A 19,899-nucleotide genomic window follows, 5' to 3' on the forward strand; every position below is an offset into this window, starting at 1 on the left:
ATATTTTAAATATCATTTGATTACTGTTTGTCAAGGGCGGCTACGGTGGACTTAGTATAATTCCACTGGTTTATCCCAGTATTATCCATAACATTAGTTTTTCATAGAACTTTTTACATTACCAATATACAGCTTTTTCTAATGAACTGTCCCTTTAAATATCCTAAATACCTAATTCTTCACTTAAAAAGGCATAAAAATCTGCCCATTCATCTATTAATTTTGATATTGGTTTTCCATGGCCATGTCCTGCCTTTGATTCTATTCTCAATAACACCTTAGATTTCCCTTCGGTTTTCTCTTGTAGTGTGGCAGCTAATTTTTTAGGATGGGCAGGGACTACCCTGTCATCTGTATCTGCTGTAGCAATTAATATAGGTGGATATTTTACTCCCCTTTTTACATTATGAAGTGGAGAGTAGGCATACATAAACTTAAAATGTTCAGGATTATTTTCTGCATCTCCATATTCAGGTATCCAATATCTACCTATTGTAAACTTATGATATCTAAGCATATCAGTAACTGGAACATTACATATAACTGCACCATATAGGTCTGGTCTTTGAAGCATACAGGCAGATACCAATAACCCTCCATTACTTCTACCTCTAATAGCTAATTTTTCTTTTCTAGTATATTTATTGTCTATAAGCCACTCTGCAGCGGCGATGAAATCATCAAATACATTTTGCTTATTTTCTAACATCCCTTCACGATGCCACTGATCACCATATTCACTACCCCCCCGTAGATTGGCCACTGCATATACTCCATCATTTTCTAGCCAGGCCAATATTCCAGGATGGAAGGATGGAGTAAGACTTAAATTAAATCCTCCATATCCAAATAACATGGTATGGTTGTTGGAATCGAGCTTGATACCCTTTTTATGAATTATAAACATTGGAACCTTTGTCCCATCCTTAGATTTGTAGAATATTTGTTTCGTTTCATACTGAGACCCCTCAAAGTCAATATCAGTTTTATTTATAAGTTGAAGTTCTCTTGTATCTACATTAAATTTATATATACTTGTTGGCTGTGTAAAAGACATCAGTCCAAAATACATTTCTGAATCTTCTTCCTTCCCAGTGATCTCAGTTATAGTACCAATTATAGGAAGGTTTATATCATATTGAAACTTTCCATTCATATTAAAAACTTTAATCTTATGCTTAACATCATGCATATATACCACTACCATTTTATTTCCAATAATATCTACCCTGTCAATAATATCTTCTGTTTCTGGTATTAACTCAACCCAGTTAGAAGGCTCTGGTGAGTTTATATCTATTCCTATTATTCTACCTTTAGATGCCCTATTATCAGTTTTAAAATAAAATAACGACTCTTTATTTCCTATAAAATTGTACTCAGACTCCCCCTCATTAAGTAGTTTTACAAATTCACTATCATCTCTAAGGTCTTTATAATAGAATCCATTCTTTGGGGATGTTCCCCTACCCACATGTAAAACTAGATATCTATCATCTTCAGTTATACTTGGATAGAAACTTAGTTCTTTATCCCCTTTGTCCTCATATATAAGTCTATCCTCCGATTGATTTGTTCCTATTTTATGAAAGCATATATGGTTATAGTTCCCCTGTTCCTCTTTTGATACAGTTTCTGGATTTGGAAATCTCCCATAATAAAATCCAGTATTTTCAGGATTCCATACTATATTAGTAAATCTACACCACTTTATTTCTTCCCCTAAGTCTTTGCCAGTATCCATATCAAGAACCCTTATATTTTGCCAATCACTCCCGCTAGAAGATTTTGCATAGGCTAAATATTTACCATTACTGCTCATAGAATAGTTAGATAATGCCACTGTTCCATCTTCACTAAAGGTATTAGGGTCAATAACAACCTTAGATTCAGCATTATCATCTTTTTTAAAGTATAGCTTTGGTTGATTATCCATGCTGTCTTTCTCCATAAACAATAAACCATCATTAATTTTTTTCGGTACATGAAACTCTGTATAATACCAAAGTCTTGATAATTTTTCTTTATAATCTTTCCTAGTTTCTATATTTTGAAAATATTCATAGCTTAATTCATTTTGTTTCCTACTCCAAAGCTTGGTTTCTTCACTTTCAGGATCTTCTAACCACCGATAGGGATCTGGAACCTTGGTTCCATGATAATCATCAACAACATTACATTTTCTTGTCTTTATCATTTATATTCCTCCCATTTCTAATTTCCTCTTTAATTTCCTCATATAAATGTATTTCAATATTTTAAATAAATTTCCTTTAAAAATTATATATAATATCTAAAAAGCCCCCATTTCGAAATTGAAATGAGGGTTTCTTAGAAAATAAACCTTTCAAATTATAATTGTTTTTTCATAAAAACTGTTCCATAGGATTAAAGTTTAAAAGTAATACCCCATCATCTAATCCAATACTTTCTTCTCTACAGGAATCCATATTTCACAAAAACAATCTGGTTCAAAATTCTCTGAGTACAGTTCAAAATCGGTATCATCAATCATACTATACTCTGACCCGGGAAGAAAGTCTGAAAAAATTTTACTCCATGTTTCTCCTATACAGTCTCCAGTTTCACCGATACATTTAAATACTGCCCATAATGTTGGTTTTACCTCCCATATAGTATATCCCTCTGGTACATCGCCACCATCAAACTCCATACCAATGCCATAATCAAAATGTGTACTTTCCTTTGATATTGGTGCACAAGCTCCATAAATTTCGGGTTTATTAGTATGGTGTTTTAGAACATCAAAGGTGCCATTTTCACCACATGCCTTCCAAAAATCAGGAATTTCAGTATTTCCTTCTTCTGAAATTGATTCATTCCTAAACTTTTCAACTTTAGCCAGTAATTTAAACCCTTCTCGTTTTTCAATTCTATAATCCATAACAGTACCACCTTCCAATTTTATTTTAACTAGAAGGCGATTAAAGGATTTTAATCTCATACCTGAGCGCCTTGCAACATTTGGTGTAACCCCATGGAATCTTGTAAATGCTTTGGTAAAACTTCCCGGTGAATTATAGCCATACTTTAAAGCTATATCAATCACTTTCACATCGGATAAAGATATCTCCTGTCCTGCCATAGATAGTCTTCTATTTCTAATATACTCATTTGCTGTAATACCGGTCACTAAGCTAAATGTTCTATGAAAATGATAGTTTGACATATAAACATGTTTTGCAACATCTTCATATGTAATAGGTTCTAATATATGTTCTTCCATATAGTCAATTGCTTTCTGCAAGTTTTGAATAAAATCCATTTTCCTCACCTCCATGTATAAATTGTACTAAAATATAACTGTTATTTCTTATCCTACCTTGCTTTCATTTGTCCATATCCCTTAACATTAAGTCATTATAACAAGCATACACTGTATCCCTCTTTTAACTTTATTAATTAAACTTTTTTCTCAATTTGTCAATAGTCTTTACTACAAACTGTATATGACTAAATTTATTGGGATTATCGTCCATAAGATATGTCCATGTTGAGGATGGACCCTTTAACCCTTCTTTATCTATATCTATCCCATTTTCTGATATTTCCACATCATTAAATTTTTCAACGATTTGATCTTCTAATGTGTCTAGCATATTATCAAAAGCTTCAATTGCCCTTTTATGAAATTCATCAAGGGGATCTATCTTCCCTATGGAAACTAAATGTATCCCTTCTTTTACATATTCAATATAATCTAGATAGTCTTCCCAACTTTTATTTATATAATATAGGGTTATTTGCTTCTGAATCTTTTCTAATAGTTTTTTACCCTGTTTCTTTAAAATTTCATCATATCTTTTCTTAGCTCTTAAGGCCAAAAATGTTGGAATTTCATTATCAAGTAATATATCCTGTCTTTTTTTATGAATAATCTTTCTTTGTTCCTCTATTATATTTGAATATTTCCATAGCTGTCTTCTTAAATCTGAATTATACCCCTTAACAATTCTCTGACCTAATTCTATGGCCTTTTCTATAGGGGAGTCATTAATAGGTTCCTGTTGTTTTTTAGGTAGATGCTTTTTAGGAATCAAATTTGTAATATCATATTTTTTTATAATATCATCTTCCAAACTAATGAAAAATTTACTTTCCCCAGGATCCCCTTGTCGTCCAGCTCTCCCCTTTAATTGGTTATCTATCCTAATACTTTCATGTCTATTGGTACCGATAACATAGAGTCCTCCAAGGGCTATTACCTTTTTCCTTTCTTCTTGTGACATACCACCTAATCTAATATCAACACCCCGTCCAGCCATATTAGTTGATACAGTAACAGCTTTTAATTTGCCAGCATTGGCAATTATCTCTGCCTCCATTTCATCATTTTTAGCATTAAGAATATTACAATCAATTCCTACCTTCCTTAATTTCTCTCCTAATTTTTCCGATTCTTCAACACTACTTGTGCCAATAAGAATAGGCTGACCCCTTTTATGTATCTTACTAATTTCTAAAACAATAGCCTCTTCCTTTGCCTCTTTGTGGGTAAATATTACATCAGGATAGTCCTTTCTAATATAGTTTCTGTTAGTGGGGACTATAAGTGTTTTTATACCATAAAATTCATCAAACTCCTTGGCAACAGATTTAGCTGTCCCTGTCATTCCCGATACCTTATTATAAAGAACTATAAAATGTTGCAATGCAATAGAACCTAGTATTTTCCCCTTTGATTTAGATATTATTCCCTCTTTAGCTTCAACTGCTATTTGTAAATTATCAGGCCAATGTCTCTTTTCTGCAATCCTACCTGTATGTTCATCTATAATTTCTATTCTTTTATTTCTTACAATATAATCCCTGTCCTTTACTAATAGCACTTCACTATGAAGGGCTGAATTAAGCCTTGTTAATAATTCAAGATTCCCTTCTTCATAAAGATTCCTACAACCTAATGATTTTTCAGCATATAAAAGCCCTTCTTCTGTAAGGGAAACATTTCTTCCATTTTCGCTAATTTCATAGTGGATATTTATTTTAAGTTTTTTTACTAACTTAGATAAATATAAAAGATTACTCTCCTTTTCATCTACATTTCCTGCAATAACTAGGGGAATACGGGCTTCATCTATAAGTATAGAATCGGCTTCATCAACTATTACATAGTTTAAAGATCTATGACATAGCTTTTCTTTTTCATAACATAAAAAGTCCCTTAAATAGTCGAATCCTGCTTCTTTAGCCGTTACATAGGTTATATCACATAAATATGCTCTTTGTCTTTCTTCTATATCCATCCCTTCATTTATATAACCTGTGGTCAGACCTAAAAATTCATATACAGGACCCATCCATTTTCCATCCCTTTTAGCAAGATAATCATTAAAGGTTAAAATATGAACACCTTTATTAGTCAATGCATTTAAATATGCTGGCATCACTGCACTTAGGGTTTTTCCTTCTCCAGTTTTCATCTCAATTACTTTCCCCATGTGAAGTCCAATGGCCCCAATAACTTGAACATCATAGGGCTCTATGTCTAAAGTTCGCCTTATAGCCTCCATAACAAGGGCAAAGGCTTCCACAAGGAGCTTATCAAGATCCATTCCATTTATAGCCTGCTCCCTTAAGTTCATGGATATTTCTTTAAGCTCTTTATCACTATATGATTTATAATCGATATTTTTTATATCCCTTAATATTTCCTTATACATATCTAATTTATATTCCACCGAATCATTCATTTTTCTTGATACTTTTTTCTTAAATAATTTAAACATAAAAATCCCTCCTATAGGAAATAACAAATATCATGTTTTTAGACATGACAAATAACTATACATTAATTTACTAAATTAACCTATAAACTATCCTATAGAAGGGTCTCTTGAAATTTTAAAAGTATTAATAAAAATAATAAGCAAAATACTAAATAGAAATATTATATCCAGTGAAACTAAAAAATGTTTTGAAAGCCCATTGAGGGCACAAACAGACAGTAGAAACAAATAAAATAATATCTTTAGTAAGAAATTATTATATAAAAGTTTTATTTCATCTGAATATAAATAAAATAATATATAAAAGTCGGACTTAACCCTACTATTGTCTACTATAAACTCTACTAATTTAATTACACAAAATCCCAGCCCCAATATTAAGGATACTGTTAAAAACAAATTTATCATATACTATTAGTCTCCTCTACAATAATATAAAAATCAATATTATATTTATTATAACATAATAATGGATTTAAATATTATTTTTTACATTTATCTATTATTTATGCTGTAAATACTCCCTATAAGCCATTCCCTTACCTGTCTTAGTTTTAAAATTCTTATCAATAACTCCCTTTAATTTTTCCTTATCATTTAAAGCATCTCTCGTTTTTAAATTTTCTAATAAATCTGCCTCCCAAAGTATTTGAAAATCTATTCCATCTATTTTTGAATAAGTATGATGATTACCCACTATATAACAGACCCTATCTATTGCCTTTGGATCATATCCTATTTCCTTTAATATTTCCTCGGCAATTATTTTACCTTCCCTTTCTTGATATGGTGCATCTGAAGAACCATGCTTTCTTTTAGCTTCTATAATACCAATATCATGGAGTATGGCAACTATTGAAATAAACTCCCTATCTTCTGTTTTTATGTTTTCCCCATCCATTATCTTCTCTGCATATCCTAAAACATTTAAAGTATGGTCTATTTGTAAAGGGAATCCTTTAAAAACTTTCCTCATTTCTTTTAAAGTTTTTTGCTTATATTCTTCAGAAAATTCTTCATCACTAACTTTCATTTCCATACTATGCATAAAGGCCTCAAAACCTTCATTTTCATAAAATCCTATAGCTGAGTAGTTTGATGGAATCACAGATAATCGAAAGTGCTTAGCATTACGTTTTAACCCCCAATTTTTAATACCGTCAATCAATTCCTTTCCTACTCCTTTATTTCTAAACCTTTCGTCTACTATTAAGTTCTGAATATATACATATGTATTTTTCACAAGTACAGGCTCATCTTTAGTCTCTTTAAAATATATTTCTCCTACACCAATAACTTTTTCATCTTCTATAGCTAAAACAAAGTCAGAGTTCCTATCTTCAATTATCTTTAAGACTTCTTTATTTTTCACTTTAGATATCTTAAAAAAATTAGGCAATAGCTCAACACTTGATTCATTTAATTTATCTAATAATCTTTTTATTTCTTTTATATCCTCCAGTGTAGCAATCCTTATATTCATTTAAATCCCCTCTTTTTTTATTTGTCTTTAATCCTAAAATATAATCTTTAGCATAACTCTTTGGAATTTTTAGCTTTTGTGACATTTCTTCTAAATCAGTAATCAAATTATTAAATTCATTCTCTCTAAGTATATCTTTATATAGACTAAAGCCATATATAATTCTTGAAAATATTTTTCTAGGTGAAGATTCATTTAGCTCCCTTTCGTCAGATGTAGCGATCCTATAAAGACATCTATTATAACCTTCTTCTCTATTATATATTTTAATTTTATATAAATCATTCTCCACATAAAATAAATACTGACTTTTCACTTTCCAATCACTTCCCTTATGTTAATTTTAAATATATATTTTATAATGCTATAATTTTACCATAGGGACAGTTCATTATAAATACTTGTCCCTGTAATAATAATAATTACAACTTTAAAACCTTCTGTAACTTTATAAAGTAACCTTCAAAACCATTGTCAGCCTCCATATGTATTTTGATAAATGGATGTTTTTCTAATTCATCTAAGATATATTTTGCAAATATTTGATCCCGTGCTAGAAGATTTTTTAATGCAATTTCACCATTTAGTTTGGTTAACATCTCTTGAACATAATCCCTTTTGATATATTTCTTATTAACAAAATTATCATCTGTTATCATATAGCATATTTCCACATCATGCTTTTCTTTTAACTTTTCAATAAATTTAGGTAAAAGTATTGATCCCTCTAATATAATTTTTTCATCTTCCACTGTATCTAACTCCTTTATTAATAAGGGAAATAGTGCCTCATATAACTCTATATATTCATTAAATAATATCTGTGGTTCTTTCTGTAACATATCTATTAAATCCTTCCCCTTTCACCTATAAATACTTGGTGTCTCTATGGTTGATGCTTCAATATGCTCATAAGCGAAAACATCTAAGTACCAAACTTTTATCCCAAACTTTTCACCTAAATGATATGCAAATGTTGTTTTTCCTGAACATGGTCTACCACCTAATAAGTATAATTTCATTTTTTCTTCCTCCTTCATACTACTTTAAGATATAAGCTTATTCTAATGAACTGTCCCCTAGCTAAATTGAGCCTCATATAAAAGTTTATAAACTCCAGCTCTCTTAAGTAAACCTTCGTGGACCCCTTCTTCAGCTATCTTTCCATCCTCAATAACATATATCTTATCTGCATTTTCTATTGTTGATAGACGATGGGCTACAACAATAGTTGTACGTCCCTTCATTAATCTATCTAACGCTTCCTTAACTAATGTTTCTGATTCTGAATCCAAGGCAGATGTAGCCTCATCTAATAATAAAATAGATGCATCCTTAACTATTGCTCTAGCTATTGCTATCCTTTGACGTTGCCCCCCTGATAACCCTTCACCCCCTTCTCCAATTGATGTGTTATATCCCTCTTTCATATCCATTATAAAATCATGGGCATTTGCAGCTATAGCTGCATTAATAACTTCCTCTTTGGTAGCATCAGGTTTACCGAATCTTATGTTTTCTTCAATAGAACCTTCAAATAAATAAGATACCTGGGGAACATAGGCTATTTTCCCCCGTAATGTTTTGAGATCAAGCTCTTTATCATCATTACCCTCTATCATTATTTTTCCTTTCTGTGGTACATATAAGCCTAATAAAAGCTTTATTATTGTTGATTTTCCTGCCCCACTAAAACCTACTAAAGCTGTAACCTGATCTTTTTGCATAGTCATACTTAATCCATCTATAACCTTTTCACTATCATTATAGCTATGGGTAACCCCATTAAAAGCTATTGCTGTATCCCTTTTACCCAACTCATTTTCTTCAATATAAACACCACTAATATGCTCTTCTTCCACTTCATCTATTAAATCAAAAACCCTTTTAGCTCCAGCTAGAGACTTTTGTATGTCTACAATATTCCCTCCCACTTCTTCAAACAAGCAGAAAACCTGCATCTTCAATGTTAATATTGCAATAACTGTCCCTATATCTGTTAGGTTATAATAAACCATAAATGATCCAGTTCCAAGAACACCAAAGAAGGTTAAAAATGACAGTAACATATTGATACTACTTTTTTCAGCCTCTTTTTTAGTTAGATTTATTCCCTCTTTAACCACGCTATCATTTGCGTCACTAAATTTATTAACTACAACTTTATTTATATTAAATAACTTTATCACCCTAACTCCAGCTACAATATCTAAAAACCTCTGGGTTGCCTTCCCTAAATGGGATTGTAATTTATCACTGGATTTTCTAACTGGCTTGGCATAGGCTGTATTTGCAAATGTGGTTATCACGCCGAAAAATACCATTATAAAAGCTAATCTTAAATCCAATATAAATATTGTAATTGTAGCAGCTAATCCCACTAAAGCATGAAACAATACGTTATATAACTGACCATCATAGATTTGGTCTATCATTGACACATCATTGGTGATCTTAGATAATATATCTCCACTATGGATCTTATCAAAATAAACTCTAGGTAATTTTAAAACGTGGTCTAATAAATTAACCCTTAAGTCACATATTGTTTTTTTAGATAAATAGGCACATACATAGCTCGAAATTGGATTAACTACACATGCTAATATAAGAGAAATAACCACTAGTTTTATGGCATGCTCCAAAAGCTCTATATCTTTATTTACAATACCGTTCATAATATCTTTATACATAAAGCTATTGATGATGGAAAAACTCCCTACACATAAAGCCGATATCATAATAGCTAAGTAAAAATACCATCTTCTTTCTTTCATAAGTCTCATTACCATTAAAAGTTCTTTTAAATGCAAATCCTTAAGCATAATTTAATTCCCCCTTATTTTCTTCCCCTTGAGAAGAATATTTATTTTTATATAGTTGTCTATAATAACTATTCTTATCTATTAGATCCCTATGGGTTCCAGATTCTAATACCTTTCCTTCCTTTAATACGATAATTTTATCTGCTTTAATGACTGTAGATAGCCTATGGGCTATAATTAATACTGTTTTACGATTCATAAGTCTTTCTAAAGACTGTTGAACCTTAGCTTCAGTATAATTATCCAGAGATGAGGTGGGCTCATCTAAGAGTAAAATAGGTGCATCCTTAATAAAAGCCCTTGCTATAGCAACTCTCTGTCTTTGACCTCCAGATAAGTTTATACCCCCTTCTCCTAAAACAGTGTTATAGCCATGGTCTAAATCTAGGATAAAATCATGGGCATAGGCTAATTTAGCTGCCTCTATTACTTCATCCATGGATCCATTTTCTTTCCCATAAAGTATATTCTCTGTTATTGTTCCTGGGAACAAATATGTATCCTGGGAAACCACGGCTATTTTATTTCTTAATGACTCTATATTAATATTTTTAATATTGTTGCCAAAAACTTCAATTTTCCCTTTATCATACTCGTAAAAACGGGAAATAAGGTCTATAACAGTACTTTTACCGCTACCACTGGCCCCCACTAAAGCAAATGTCTTATCTTGAGGTAAATCAAAGGATAAATCATCAATAACTTTTTTATCTCCATGATATCCAAAGGATACACTATCAAATTTAATGGCACTTTTATTATCATTTACTTTAATAGTTTCCCCAGTTGTAACCTTCTTGGGAATATTAAATATTTCATTTATTCTATCTATGGCACCTATAGCACGATTTACATTGCTTAATATCCATGAGAATCCTGCGGTTGGATAAGCCAAATAATCTAATAGTTGAAGAACAGCCACTAAGGCTCCAACTTCTAATTCCCCATCTAGAGCCATATATCCACCATAAAAGGCACAAATCAGTCTAGGTGACCATGCTAATGAAAGTCCCACCGCTTGCATCGGGGCCAAATATCTAAATCCCTCTAATTCCTTTTTATAACTTTGTTTATATCTTTTCTTCGCCTTCTTATAAATGCTATTTTCAAGATGATAAGTCTTTAATGTATCAATACCTATAATAGCCTCCTGGGCAGTACCACTTCCTTTACCAAGATAGTGATAACTTTTGCCAAATATATTTCTCATTCTTTTATTTAAGAAATAAGATATCCCCATAAGAATAGGTACTGGAATTAAGCTTATTAAACCTAATTTCCAATTGATAATCATAATATATCCCAAGGCAACCAAGGCCATAAGGGGCTGCACCCCTACATTTACAAAGTCATCCTTCATAATATTTGTAACATACTGGGTATCATTATTTACCCTTGAAGCCAAGTCTCCCGATTGATTTTTTCTATCATTTTTCATTGTAGTTTTCGTTAAATGGATAGCTAATCTTTCCTTTATTGTTTTAGTTGAGTAGAAAGCATATTTTCCTATTGTATATTTAGAAATATACTCTGACAAAATCCCAAATACCATTATAGCTATAAAGATAACAATTATTCTAACCATATGTGAAAATTCACCTTCTAAAGCTCTGGTTATAATTTTCTTAGTGTAAAAGGCCTTAAATATATTAACTGTAATCAATGTAATGGAAGCAGTAATAGCTATAAATAGCCACTTTTTATGCTGACTCCCAAAGTTATACATCCATTTTATAGCATCTACAAATCCATTTATTTTTTCTCTGTTTTCCATTTTATATACCTCCCAAAAAGCGTTATCTCTTTTCAATTGCAAATCAAGTCCCAACTTTATCAGTATTTTCAAATTCATTTCCAAACGCAAAAAGACTGCAAATGAACAGACATTCATTTACAGCCTTTTAAACTTATTATTTAATGTTTTATAATTAAAAAACCTGAAACTAAAGGGACTAAATTAAAAATACCTCCATAAAACTATACCCTAAAAATAGGTACAACTAATCTATGGTTATTTTAAACCCATCCTTATAATAAGTTTTTTCTATAAAACAAAAATACTGTGTCACAACACAGCATAATAATATACATACTAATAAACGTATGGCTGATAAAGTTGTTCTTCGCTATTGCTAACTAATGTAAAGCACAACAAACTAGACCTATTTTCATAGGCATTTTTAAGTATTATCCTTTACATAATATTCAGTTCCTAATTATATAGCGAAAAAACGTAACTTTATTGGGAAATATAATATCCTCATTGCCATACCTCACTTTTCATAAAATTTATTTTTTATATTATATCATTATAATTTTCATATGTCAAAATTTACTATAAATTTATGTTAATGCAACTTTTCTAAAAGTTCCTTAAAGCTTCCACTAACAAATACAATGCCCTCTTCTTCATTAGATTTCTCATGATTCCAGAAAACTACAAATACATCATTCCCCTCATACTTAAAGCATAAATAGTTACCAAAAGGATCCTTTGCAAAAGGATAAGTATTCTCTGGTAATCTATCTCCAATCCATTTATAAACATCTATAACATTTTCCTTGTGGTCTTTAATTATACTAAGTAATGAACTAAAAACCATCTCTTTATATTCTCCAAAATCAAATAGTTTGGGCCTTGGTCTTCCTCCATTATTTTTCTTAACACACTCTATATAATCTAGTGGCAGCTTAACATTAAATCTACTTTCCACTTTTTCTATATCCATTAAACTTGGCATATCCTTTACAAATTTCCATTTAATTTTATTATCCATAGTTAACACCTACCCTTAAATATCCTTTATCTATTTTTACTCCCTCCACCCCATATAAATCGACCTCCTGTATGTCCTGTTTGGCCATGGACTTCTGTATCCACTAATTGCATAACTCCAGGTTCTTCATTATGGTGCCAAGTATATCCATCGGGAACCTCATCTCCAATTATCTGCTCTATCTGATCCTTTGTAAATTTATTTTTTAATCCCATATCACTTGCTATAGCTTTCTTCAAGCTATCATTACACACCTCAAATTGTTTTCTATCTGAAACATTATATAAAGATTCGTCTATTTGAATTTGAAATGGTGTTTCAAATTCAGGGAAAACTCCAGTTACTTCCCTCCCATCAAGAAGCTCTACCTTCTTTTCATTAAACTTAATCCCTGTTTCCGGGTGTTTATGTCCTTCTAACTCTTCGTTTCTAGAATCTAAATAAAGGGGTTTATCTGCTTCTTCAAAACTATCTATCTTATATGACTCAACTTCCTCTGAAAACTTAGGGATATCAAAGGAGCTATTTTTAAGTCCCTCTTTTTCCAGTTCCCTAAAAGTTAAGGTTTCTAACCCCATCATCTATAGCCCCTCCTTCTATCTTGATATTCTCCACCCATTTAAAGTAAAATTCTTTATAATGTTGATCATCCACAGCCTTTTTTCTAATTAAACACTGCATAAGGGCATATTCTAATTCTCTGTTACGATTTAAATCCACATATTTTCTAAGTCCAATTAAAAATTTCCTATTCCAGTGAAAAAAATCCTTTGACTCTTTGGCAAATCTTATTAATTTGTTAATATCAATAAACTCTGATGTTATATTTGATAATGACTCAAAATTTTCTTGATTCCATAAATCCATAGTCTTTTCTACTTTAAACTTTTCTAAATTCCTTATTAATATATCATTAAGCTCCTCTTTTATCTTCCTACCCTTTAGCCAATATTGAAGTCTAGAAACATCAATATTAACTAAATCTATTTTCTTATCTTCCATTAGTCTGGATTTTAAAAGAAGTTTCATTAGATCTCCTATCATTTTCTTATTATAAGATAATTCTTTTTCTAAATCTTTATCATATATCAAAGGTATCCTAGTTGTAAATTCATCTATCTTACATAAAATAGGCTGCATCCAATTATTTTGATAAACTACTGCTACTCCCGTTTTTAGCTTTGGGAGATCACAAATTTGGTCTTCATTTAAATTAGCAGATTTACCCACTGTCTGTCTATCTAATTCTTCAGGTAACCTTAATATAATCTTTGTGTTGGTATTTCTTATTACCGATTGATCCAATAAATTTGGAGCTTGGTCTGATATTATAAATCCTTCTCCATATGTTCTCATTTCAGCTATAGAATTAGAAATCATCTCCACTGATTTTCCTTGAAGGTTAGAACCCTCTTGGCTTTGATCAAAGGAAGTCCTTCTTAAAAGATTGTGGGCTTCTTCTAATACGGTTACATGTTTTAAATTGGAGTTTTCCACATCATTATTACAAAATCTATGCTCCTGTAATCTTATAAATAATATACCTGTAATCAATGCCTTTGTCTCCATAGAACCTATTCTACTTAAATCCACAATGGTATTTTTATCAAATAAAGTTTCATTACTTATCTCTACATCAGTAAATATTCTACCCAACAATCCATTTGTAAGGGATTTAATTCTGGTAATAAGGGCCCCAGAATAATTACTTTTTACTTCTTGGGAATAACTAGAGTTGTTTATAACTATATCTAATGTGTTCAATAAATCTTTAAATGTTGGATATATTGACTTTTCATTTATATTTACTGAATAATCTAAATCCCACCCTTTTATTTCATAGGCCATCTCAATTGCCTCTTTTAAAACAGCAGGCATAGCCGCATACATGGGCCAACAGGCCTTAAATATTTCTATAAGCCTATCAATATGCTCAAGTACATGTATATCTTGTGAAAATCTAAATGGATTAACCTTTAATAACTTGCTATATTTAGGATTGGTACCAAACACATAAACATCTTCTCTTCCTCCAAAAACCCTTTTATATTCTCCTTTAACCGGTTCAATAACCAAAAACTTAATTTTATTTCTATCTAATTCACTTAAAACTTTATAAATAGCATTGGATTTACCTGCCCCTGTGGACCCAGTTATAAAGGTATGCATAGAAAGGCTATTTAGGTCTATCTCTACCTTTGTATTTTCAACATTACTCATATGGAATATATTTCCTAACTTTATTTTTTCACTGTTGCAGGTATTGTTATATGTTATTATATTCCTTCCAAATTCCGCCATTTCCATAACAGGAATTCCACTTATAGATTTTCTAGGCAAGCCAAATTGAATAGCCAGTTCTTTTCCACTTACCAATGAACCTGGAGTAACATTGGGAAGATTCATCCCAATATCTACATTTAAATTGATTAATGGATGACTTAATTTTTTCATATACTTTGAAACTTCTATTAAATTATTTTTATTATTGTTATCCCAGGTGTTTATAAATGAACTTTCAACAGAAGAATTTTCTCCCCTTATAAGAGCCTTAAAAGTACTGGCCGCCACTTTAGAAGTCTGAACATCATTAGCCATAAAATAACAGGCACAGTTCCACATACCAAAATTTTCCGAATCCCTAATTCTCTTTAACTGATTATCGATTTTTTCTAACAACCCTATTACAGTTTTATTTTCAATCTTCAATTGTATATTTTTAGAGTTGCCAGTTGTTGAAGCCATGGTTCTATTTTGTTGAACAGATTCTGAAATGGAATTTCCCCTCTGTTTTGCCATGCTTTCAGTCTCAGAATTATTTTTAGTGTTTGAATATGTATCTGTAGTTCCCCTTGTGGATCCAAGACTGCCAAAAAATGAGAATCCTCGGTTTCTTGACTTATTATCGGTATGTCCCATTGTTTCTGTGGCTCCTGATGTATGACTCTGGGTTTTGGTTAAGCTTTCATTCATCGTATTGGTTACTCCCTCTGTCAAGCCTTCGGTTATTGTCTTACTGTCACTTTCACTAAAATTAATTTCTGTACTGGCGAAGGGAGCTAATTTAGAATACAAATTTTCATAACCTGATTTTATATTCTTTATATCAATATTTTTTATTGGATCCCCTATAAGTATGGCTGAAAATTTCTCTCCTTTCATGGCATCAATTAACTTCTCTATACCTTGGATAAAATTATCTTTATTGTCATCCTTTAAAGAAGGAATCCCCGATACACAGGATATAACCTTATTATTTTTTCTTATTTCTGGTTTCATTATATTTTCTATCAAGTCTTCTATTTTAGAATTCTTTAGATTTTCTATTTCACTCCCTGGAAAATTTCCTTTAAAACTTTTTTCTATTACTTCTTTAGGAGAATTAATTCCTTTAGTATTTAATCTAGTACCAACATACATATCTGTATTATCCCCATCACTATTTATTATAGTAATCAATGATCCCCCTATGTTCCCTAAAGCATTATAAACATTTGATAACTTGTCCATAGTATTTTCATTTTTATCATATACTATTTTATTTATCTTAAATAATCTAATATTATTTCTGATAGTCAGTCCCTTTATATCATCAGGTACTGGAACTATATTGTACTCAGTTAGATTCACTAAATAGTCTTTATTAACAAAATCCTGAGCTAAATCTATACTTTCAATCAACTCTTTCTTTTTTATTAAATCTAATTCCTTCATAAAATCCCTCTTTTCTTCCACCATTACACTGTTATTTAATATCTATTTTTATGCCTCTAGTACATCTATTACTTTTTCAGTAAGGCTATTTAATTCTTCTAAATTTTCCGCTACCTCATCAATATAGGCCTTGTCTTCAAGTACCTTTTCAAAGTTTATAGCATAACACTCAATTATTGATGTAAATTCATTAATAATCCCATCGGTAAAACCCTCTATATATTCTTCCATAGCTTCTATACAAGATAATACTTTTGTCTTAAGTTTTAACATAAGTATATCTATAACACTATACATTTCAATATAAAGACCTATATAACTACTGGTGCTATGTATAATATCTCTAAATTCCTGAATCAAAAGATTTACTCTTTGTTTCCATTTTTTAGTGATATTCTGTGTTATTTCTTCAAGCTTTGCTTTCTCATTCTTTATAACTGCATACCAATTCTCCCTATTATAATGAAAATCCTGTCTAAGCTTTTTATTTGTTTCATTTGTTATTTGATTAAATTCATTTTTAAGCTTATTTATTTTATGAAATATTTTATCTGTATTAAATATTTCATATTGTTTGTTTATATCATTTTTATTATATTTAAATTTTTCCTCATTAGTTAGTAAAACATCTATTTTCTGTCTTATTAATTCAGATTTCTTTCGATTTTCATTTATTATCTCCTCAATATGCTTTTCTCCCTGTATCTTTTCTTGTTTTAAGTTTTCTAAAAAATCTTTCTTTTCTTTTATAATAGTATGATTAGCAAATTTTTTTAAATTTTCAAGCATATTTTCAAAAGCATTTTCTAAAGTTTTCTCTCCTTCTAAAGCCATATTCTCAATTGATTGTTTTAATAATTTTAAAATATCCTGAAGTATTTCTTCATATATATACTCTTCAGCTTCTGAAGAATTACAAAGTTTCAAATTAGAATACCTTTTATTAAAAATCTTCTTCATTTTTAATATTTCATCTCTCATTTCTTCCCCTTCATTGGCAAATTTCTGTTGAAGTTCTTGAATAGTTTCTTGTTTAATAAAATTAGTATTATTTTCAAAATTTTTAATATTATACAAATTATTTTTTCTAATTATTTCACCCTCCGATTGTTGTCCTTTTGCTAACATTCTTTTCACTTGAATGTGTGTATATTCTAATTTTTCTTTAATATCTTCACTAATATTCTCTGATAGTTCATCTATATATCTAATGTACCTTTGGATAATCTGAAGAATATATTGTACCATTCCCCTTATGCTAGATATAAAAGTTTTTTCATCTATATCTAAACTACTTATGACTTTATTCAAACTATTTTGTATATACTGTCTTTCCAGTTGACCAAAAAAACTTTCCTGCTGGATAAAATAATTTAGACTTTTAATATCTCTTAACTTATTTTCTATATTCATTTTGGAAGTATATTCTAACTTTATATCTAAGCCTTTATCATTATAATATTTACATATTCTTTTCATTTCTTTACAATGTATATTCATTCCATTAAAAGTTATTTTAAAACTATCTTCATTCAATTCATTTTCCAATATTATAATTAATTCATCTATCCATGTATCAATCTTCTCTTTTCTAAACATTAACAATCTGCTATCATAGTCAATCTCTTCACCATCAATTTTAAATTCTGTTTCTATCTTATATGGATTGTGTTTTATGAATATTTCAATCAATAGAGTACCTCCAATCCTAATTCCTTTAGTTATTTAGTTAATATCTAATTTCATTTCATACATCATATATTTTTAATACATTTTCTTAGCATCTCTAGGTAATGTTTTTACATGTTTAAGGTGTGCTGTAACCCTTTTGTCATCACCACAGGGATAATCATACCCAAAATGTTTCCCTACCTTTGTGGCAGTTTCCCTAAAAAGCTTGTTCATAGCAAATAGGGATTCCCACATATTTTCATAATTTCCATCGGAATATGTTAAAATAAATTCATTCCATTCCTTAGGTTTAAGATAGTTCTTAAAATACTTACCTAATTTTCCCGGACTTTTTTTGAAGTCAGTTTCTATACCAATATACCATGTTAACATTTTCATAAACATTTTCCTCACTGGTCCATCAAACATAAATTTAGCATAGGATAACTCTTCTCTCCATATCCCCTTAGCTATATAGGGATTTACCCACCAAAACTCGTTACAGCAATCCTGAAATTCTTTTTTAGTAGGAGGCTTTGGTAAATAATCTTTTTCACTTGGAGGAGGAAATGTGCCGAGAATCCCCTCCTTATCTAAAAGGATTTTACTTAAGCTATCCTGTTTTAAATCTTCAGTTTTCTCTACTGAGTAAAATGTTAAATCTATACGATTACCATCTATAAACTGCATAAGAAAACAGAACCTTTCATCATGATTATTATATGAATCTCCCATTTCATCTGGAGTTTGCATTATCATAAGTTCTCCAAAATTAATTATCCAACTTCTATCTTCAAGGAAATCCTTCACATCTTTTACAACATACACAATATCATAATCTTGAAAAATATCTTTAGGCACATTAGGATTTACCCGAGAACCATTCATAACTACTGCCAATATACGACTATCCTTCTTTGCCACATTAAGTATCAAATCAAACATTTCTTTTTCACTTCTCATTACTTCACCTCTTATATTAAAATATATAATAATCAGATTTAAAGATATTTATTTTCCCTTTTTATACTAAACTATTTCTACATGATGCTTCCAATTTCCTTTGGATTAATATGCCATTTCAATATAAAGGAATACTCCAATTTTGTTTTACAGATAAATAAGAATGCCTGGATTTTATACATTGCAATGTATAAAATCCAGGCATTCTTATCAGTTGTGGATATAAGTATAGCCTTATTTTTTAGATTTCTTTTTCTTTCTTTTCCTTTTCTTTTTAGTTTTTTTGCTTTCAATTTTAGCCATTATACGTTCATGTTGAACCCTTTTTTCTTCTGCCTTTTCCTCAGCTAAGACTTTTTTATCATCTTTTATTTCTTCAACTAAAGACTCATCTTCTAGTTTTAAAAATGTACCAAAGGCTGACGGATAAACAAACTTCTTCTCTTCTTCACTTTCATCAAAGACTACTGTTATATATTCATCGTCAAAGTCCGTTATTTTTCCTCTGCCGTAAGCTTCATGTTTTACAATTTTTCCACAAAGTTTCATATGTATACCTCCTAAAATAATTATATAAAAATAAATTTTAACTTTAGTTTATATTCCTATACTAATAACACTTCTATACAGAACCTTGAAACTCCTTTATAATGTGTCTATTTAAATAAAAATAAAGGTTTCCAAGTATATTTTATACTAGAAAACCTTTGCTTTTA

At 30.3% G+C, this 19,899-nt stretch carries 15 protein-coding genes; all 15 read right to left on the bottom strand.

Annotated elements, in window-relative coordinates; genetic code table 11:
- Positions 1-163: 163 nt before the first annotated feature.
- The 15 genes from V6137_RS13695 to V6137_RS13765 all read right to left on the bottom strand — a co-directional run bounded on the left by V6137_RS13695 (position 164) and on the right by V6137_RS13765 (position 19,732).
- Positions 164-2,197: a prolyl oligopeptidase family serine peptidase gene (locus tag V6137_RS13695; protein ID WP_425448513.1), complete on the bottom strand. Its 2,034-nt coding sequence runs from the start codon at positions 2,195-2,197 to the stop codon at positions 164-166.
- A gap of 219 nt (positions 2,198-2,416) precedes the next feature.
- A complete protein-coding gene (locus V6137_RS13700; protein ID WP_425448514.1) occupies positions 2,417-3,286 on the bottom strand; it encodes an AraC family transcriptional regulator in 870 nt (289 codons plus the stop codon).
- Positions 3,287-3,419: 133 nt separating this feature from the next.
- Positions 3,420-5,750, bottom strand: a complete 2,331-nt coding sequence (secA2, locus tag V6137_RS13705) for an accessory Sec system translocase SecA2 (protein ID WP_425448515.1) — start codon at positions 5,748-5,750, stop codon at positions 3,420-3,422.
- Between the two features lie 502 nt (positions 5,751-6,252).
- Positions 6,253-7,233 carry a GNAT family N-acetyltransferase gene (locus V6137_RS13710; protein ID WP_425448516.1) on the bottom strand — a complete coding sequence of 327 codons (981 nt, stop codon included), beginning with the start codon at positions 7,231-7,233 and terminating at the stop codon, positions 6,253-6,255.
- A complete protein-coding gene (locus tag V6137_RS13715; protein WP_425448517.1) occupies positions 7,175-7,549 on the bottom strand; it encodes a death domain-containing protein in 375 nt (124 codons plus the stop codon). The genes V6137_RS13710 and V6137_RS13715 overlap by 59 nt, the downstream gene beginning before the upstream one ends.
- Positions 7,550-7,655: 106 nt before the next feature.
- Positions 7,656-8,075: a hypothetical protein gene (locus tag V6137_RS13720; RefSeq protein WP_425448518.1), complete on the bottom strand. Its 420-nt coding sequence runs from the start codon at positions 8,073-8,075 to the stop codon at positions 7,656-7,658.
- A gap of 21 nt (positions 8,076-8,096) precedes the next feature.
- On the bottom strand, positions 8,097-8,255 hold the full coding sequence (locus V6137_RS13725) for a P-loop NTPase family protein (RefSeq protein WP_425448519.1): 159 nt from the start codon (positions 8,253-8,255) through the stop codon (positions 8,097-8,099).
- Between the two features lie 57 nt (positions 8,256-8,312).
- Entirely contained in the window at positions 8,313-10,058 is a 1,746-nt protein-coding gene (locus tag V6137_RS13730; protein ID WP_425448520.1) for an ABC transporter ATP-binding protein, read from the bottom strand.
- The gene (locus tag V6137_RS13735; protein WP_425448521.1) at positions 10,051-11,832 is read right to left on the bottom strand and encodes an ABC transporter ATP-binding protein; all 1,782 of its coding nucleotides are present in this window, start codon (positions 11,830-11,832) and stop codon (positions 10,051-10,053) included. The genes V6137_RS13730 and V6137_RS13735 overlap by 8 nt, the downstream gene beginning before the upstream one ends.
- 574 nt (positions 11,833-12,406) lie before the next feature.
- Positions 12,407-12,835 carry an SMI1/KNR4 family protein gene (locus tag V6137_RS13740; RefSeq protein WP_425448522.1) on the bottom strand — a complete coding sequence of 143 codons (429 nt, stop codon included), beginning with the start codon at positions 12,833-12,835 and terminating at the stop codon, positions 12,407-12,409.
- Positions 12,836-12,861: 26 nt separating this feature from the next.
- Positions 12,862-13,416 (bottom strand): HNH endonuclease, encoded by a 555-nt coding sequence (locus V6137_RS13745; protein ID WP_425448523.1) that lies wholly within the window; start codon positions 13,414-13,416, stop codon positions 12,862-12,864.
- On the bottom strand, positions 13,388-16,549 hold the full coding sequence (locus V6137_RS13750) for an ATP-binding protein (RefSeq protein WP_425448524.1): 3,162 nt from the start codon (positions 16,547-16,549) through the stop codon (positions 13,388-13,390). Before V6137_RS13750 ends, V6137_RS13745 begins: the two co-directional genes overlap by 29 nt.
- Before the next feature lie 48 nt (positions 16,550-16,597).
- On the bottom strand, positions 16,598-18,241 hold the full coding sequence (locus V6137_RS13755; RefSeq protein WP_425448525.1) for a hypothetical protein: 1,644 nt from the start codon (positions 18,239-18,241) through the stop codon (positions 16,598-16,600).
- A 72-nt stretch (positions 18,242-18,313) separates the two neighbouring features.
- The gene (locus V6137_RS13760) at positions 18,314-19,183 is read right to left on the bottom strand and encodes an aminoglycoside 6-adenylyltransferase (RefSeq protein WP_425448526.1); all 870 of its coding nucleotides are present in this window, start codon (positions 19,181-19,183) and stop codon (positions 18,314-18,316) included.
- Positions 19,184-19,417: 234 nt separating this feature from the next.
- Positions 19,418-19,732 (bottom strand): hypothetical protein, encoded by a 315-nt coding sequence (locus tag V6137_RS13765; protein WP_425448527.1) that lies wholly within the window; start codon positions 19,730-19,732, stop codon positions 19,418-19,420.
- Positions 19,733-19,899: the final 167 nt, after the last annotated feature.

Origin of the sequence: Dethiothermospora halolimnae (assembly GCF_037577855.1) — a bacterium.
GTDB lineage: Bacteria > Bacillota > Clostridia > Tissierellales > VENL01 > Dethiothermospora > Dethiothermospora halolimnae.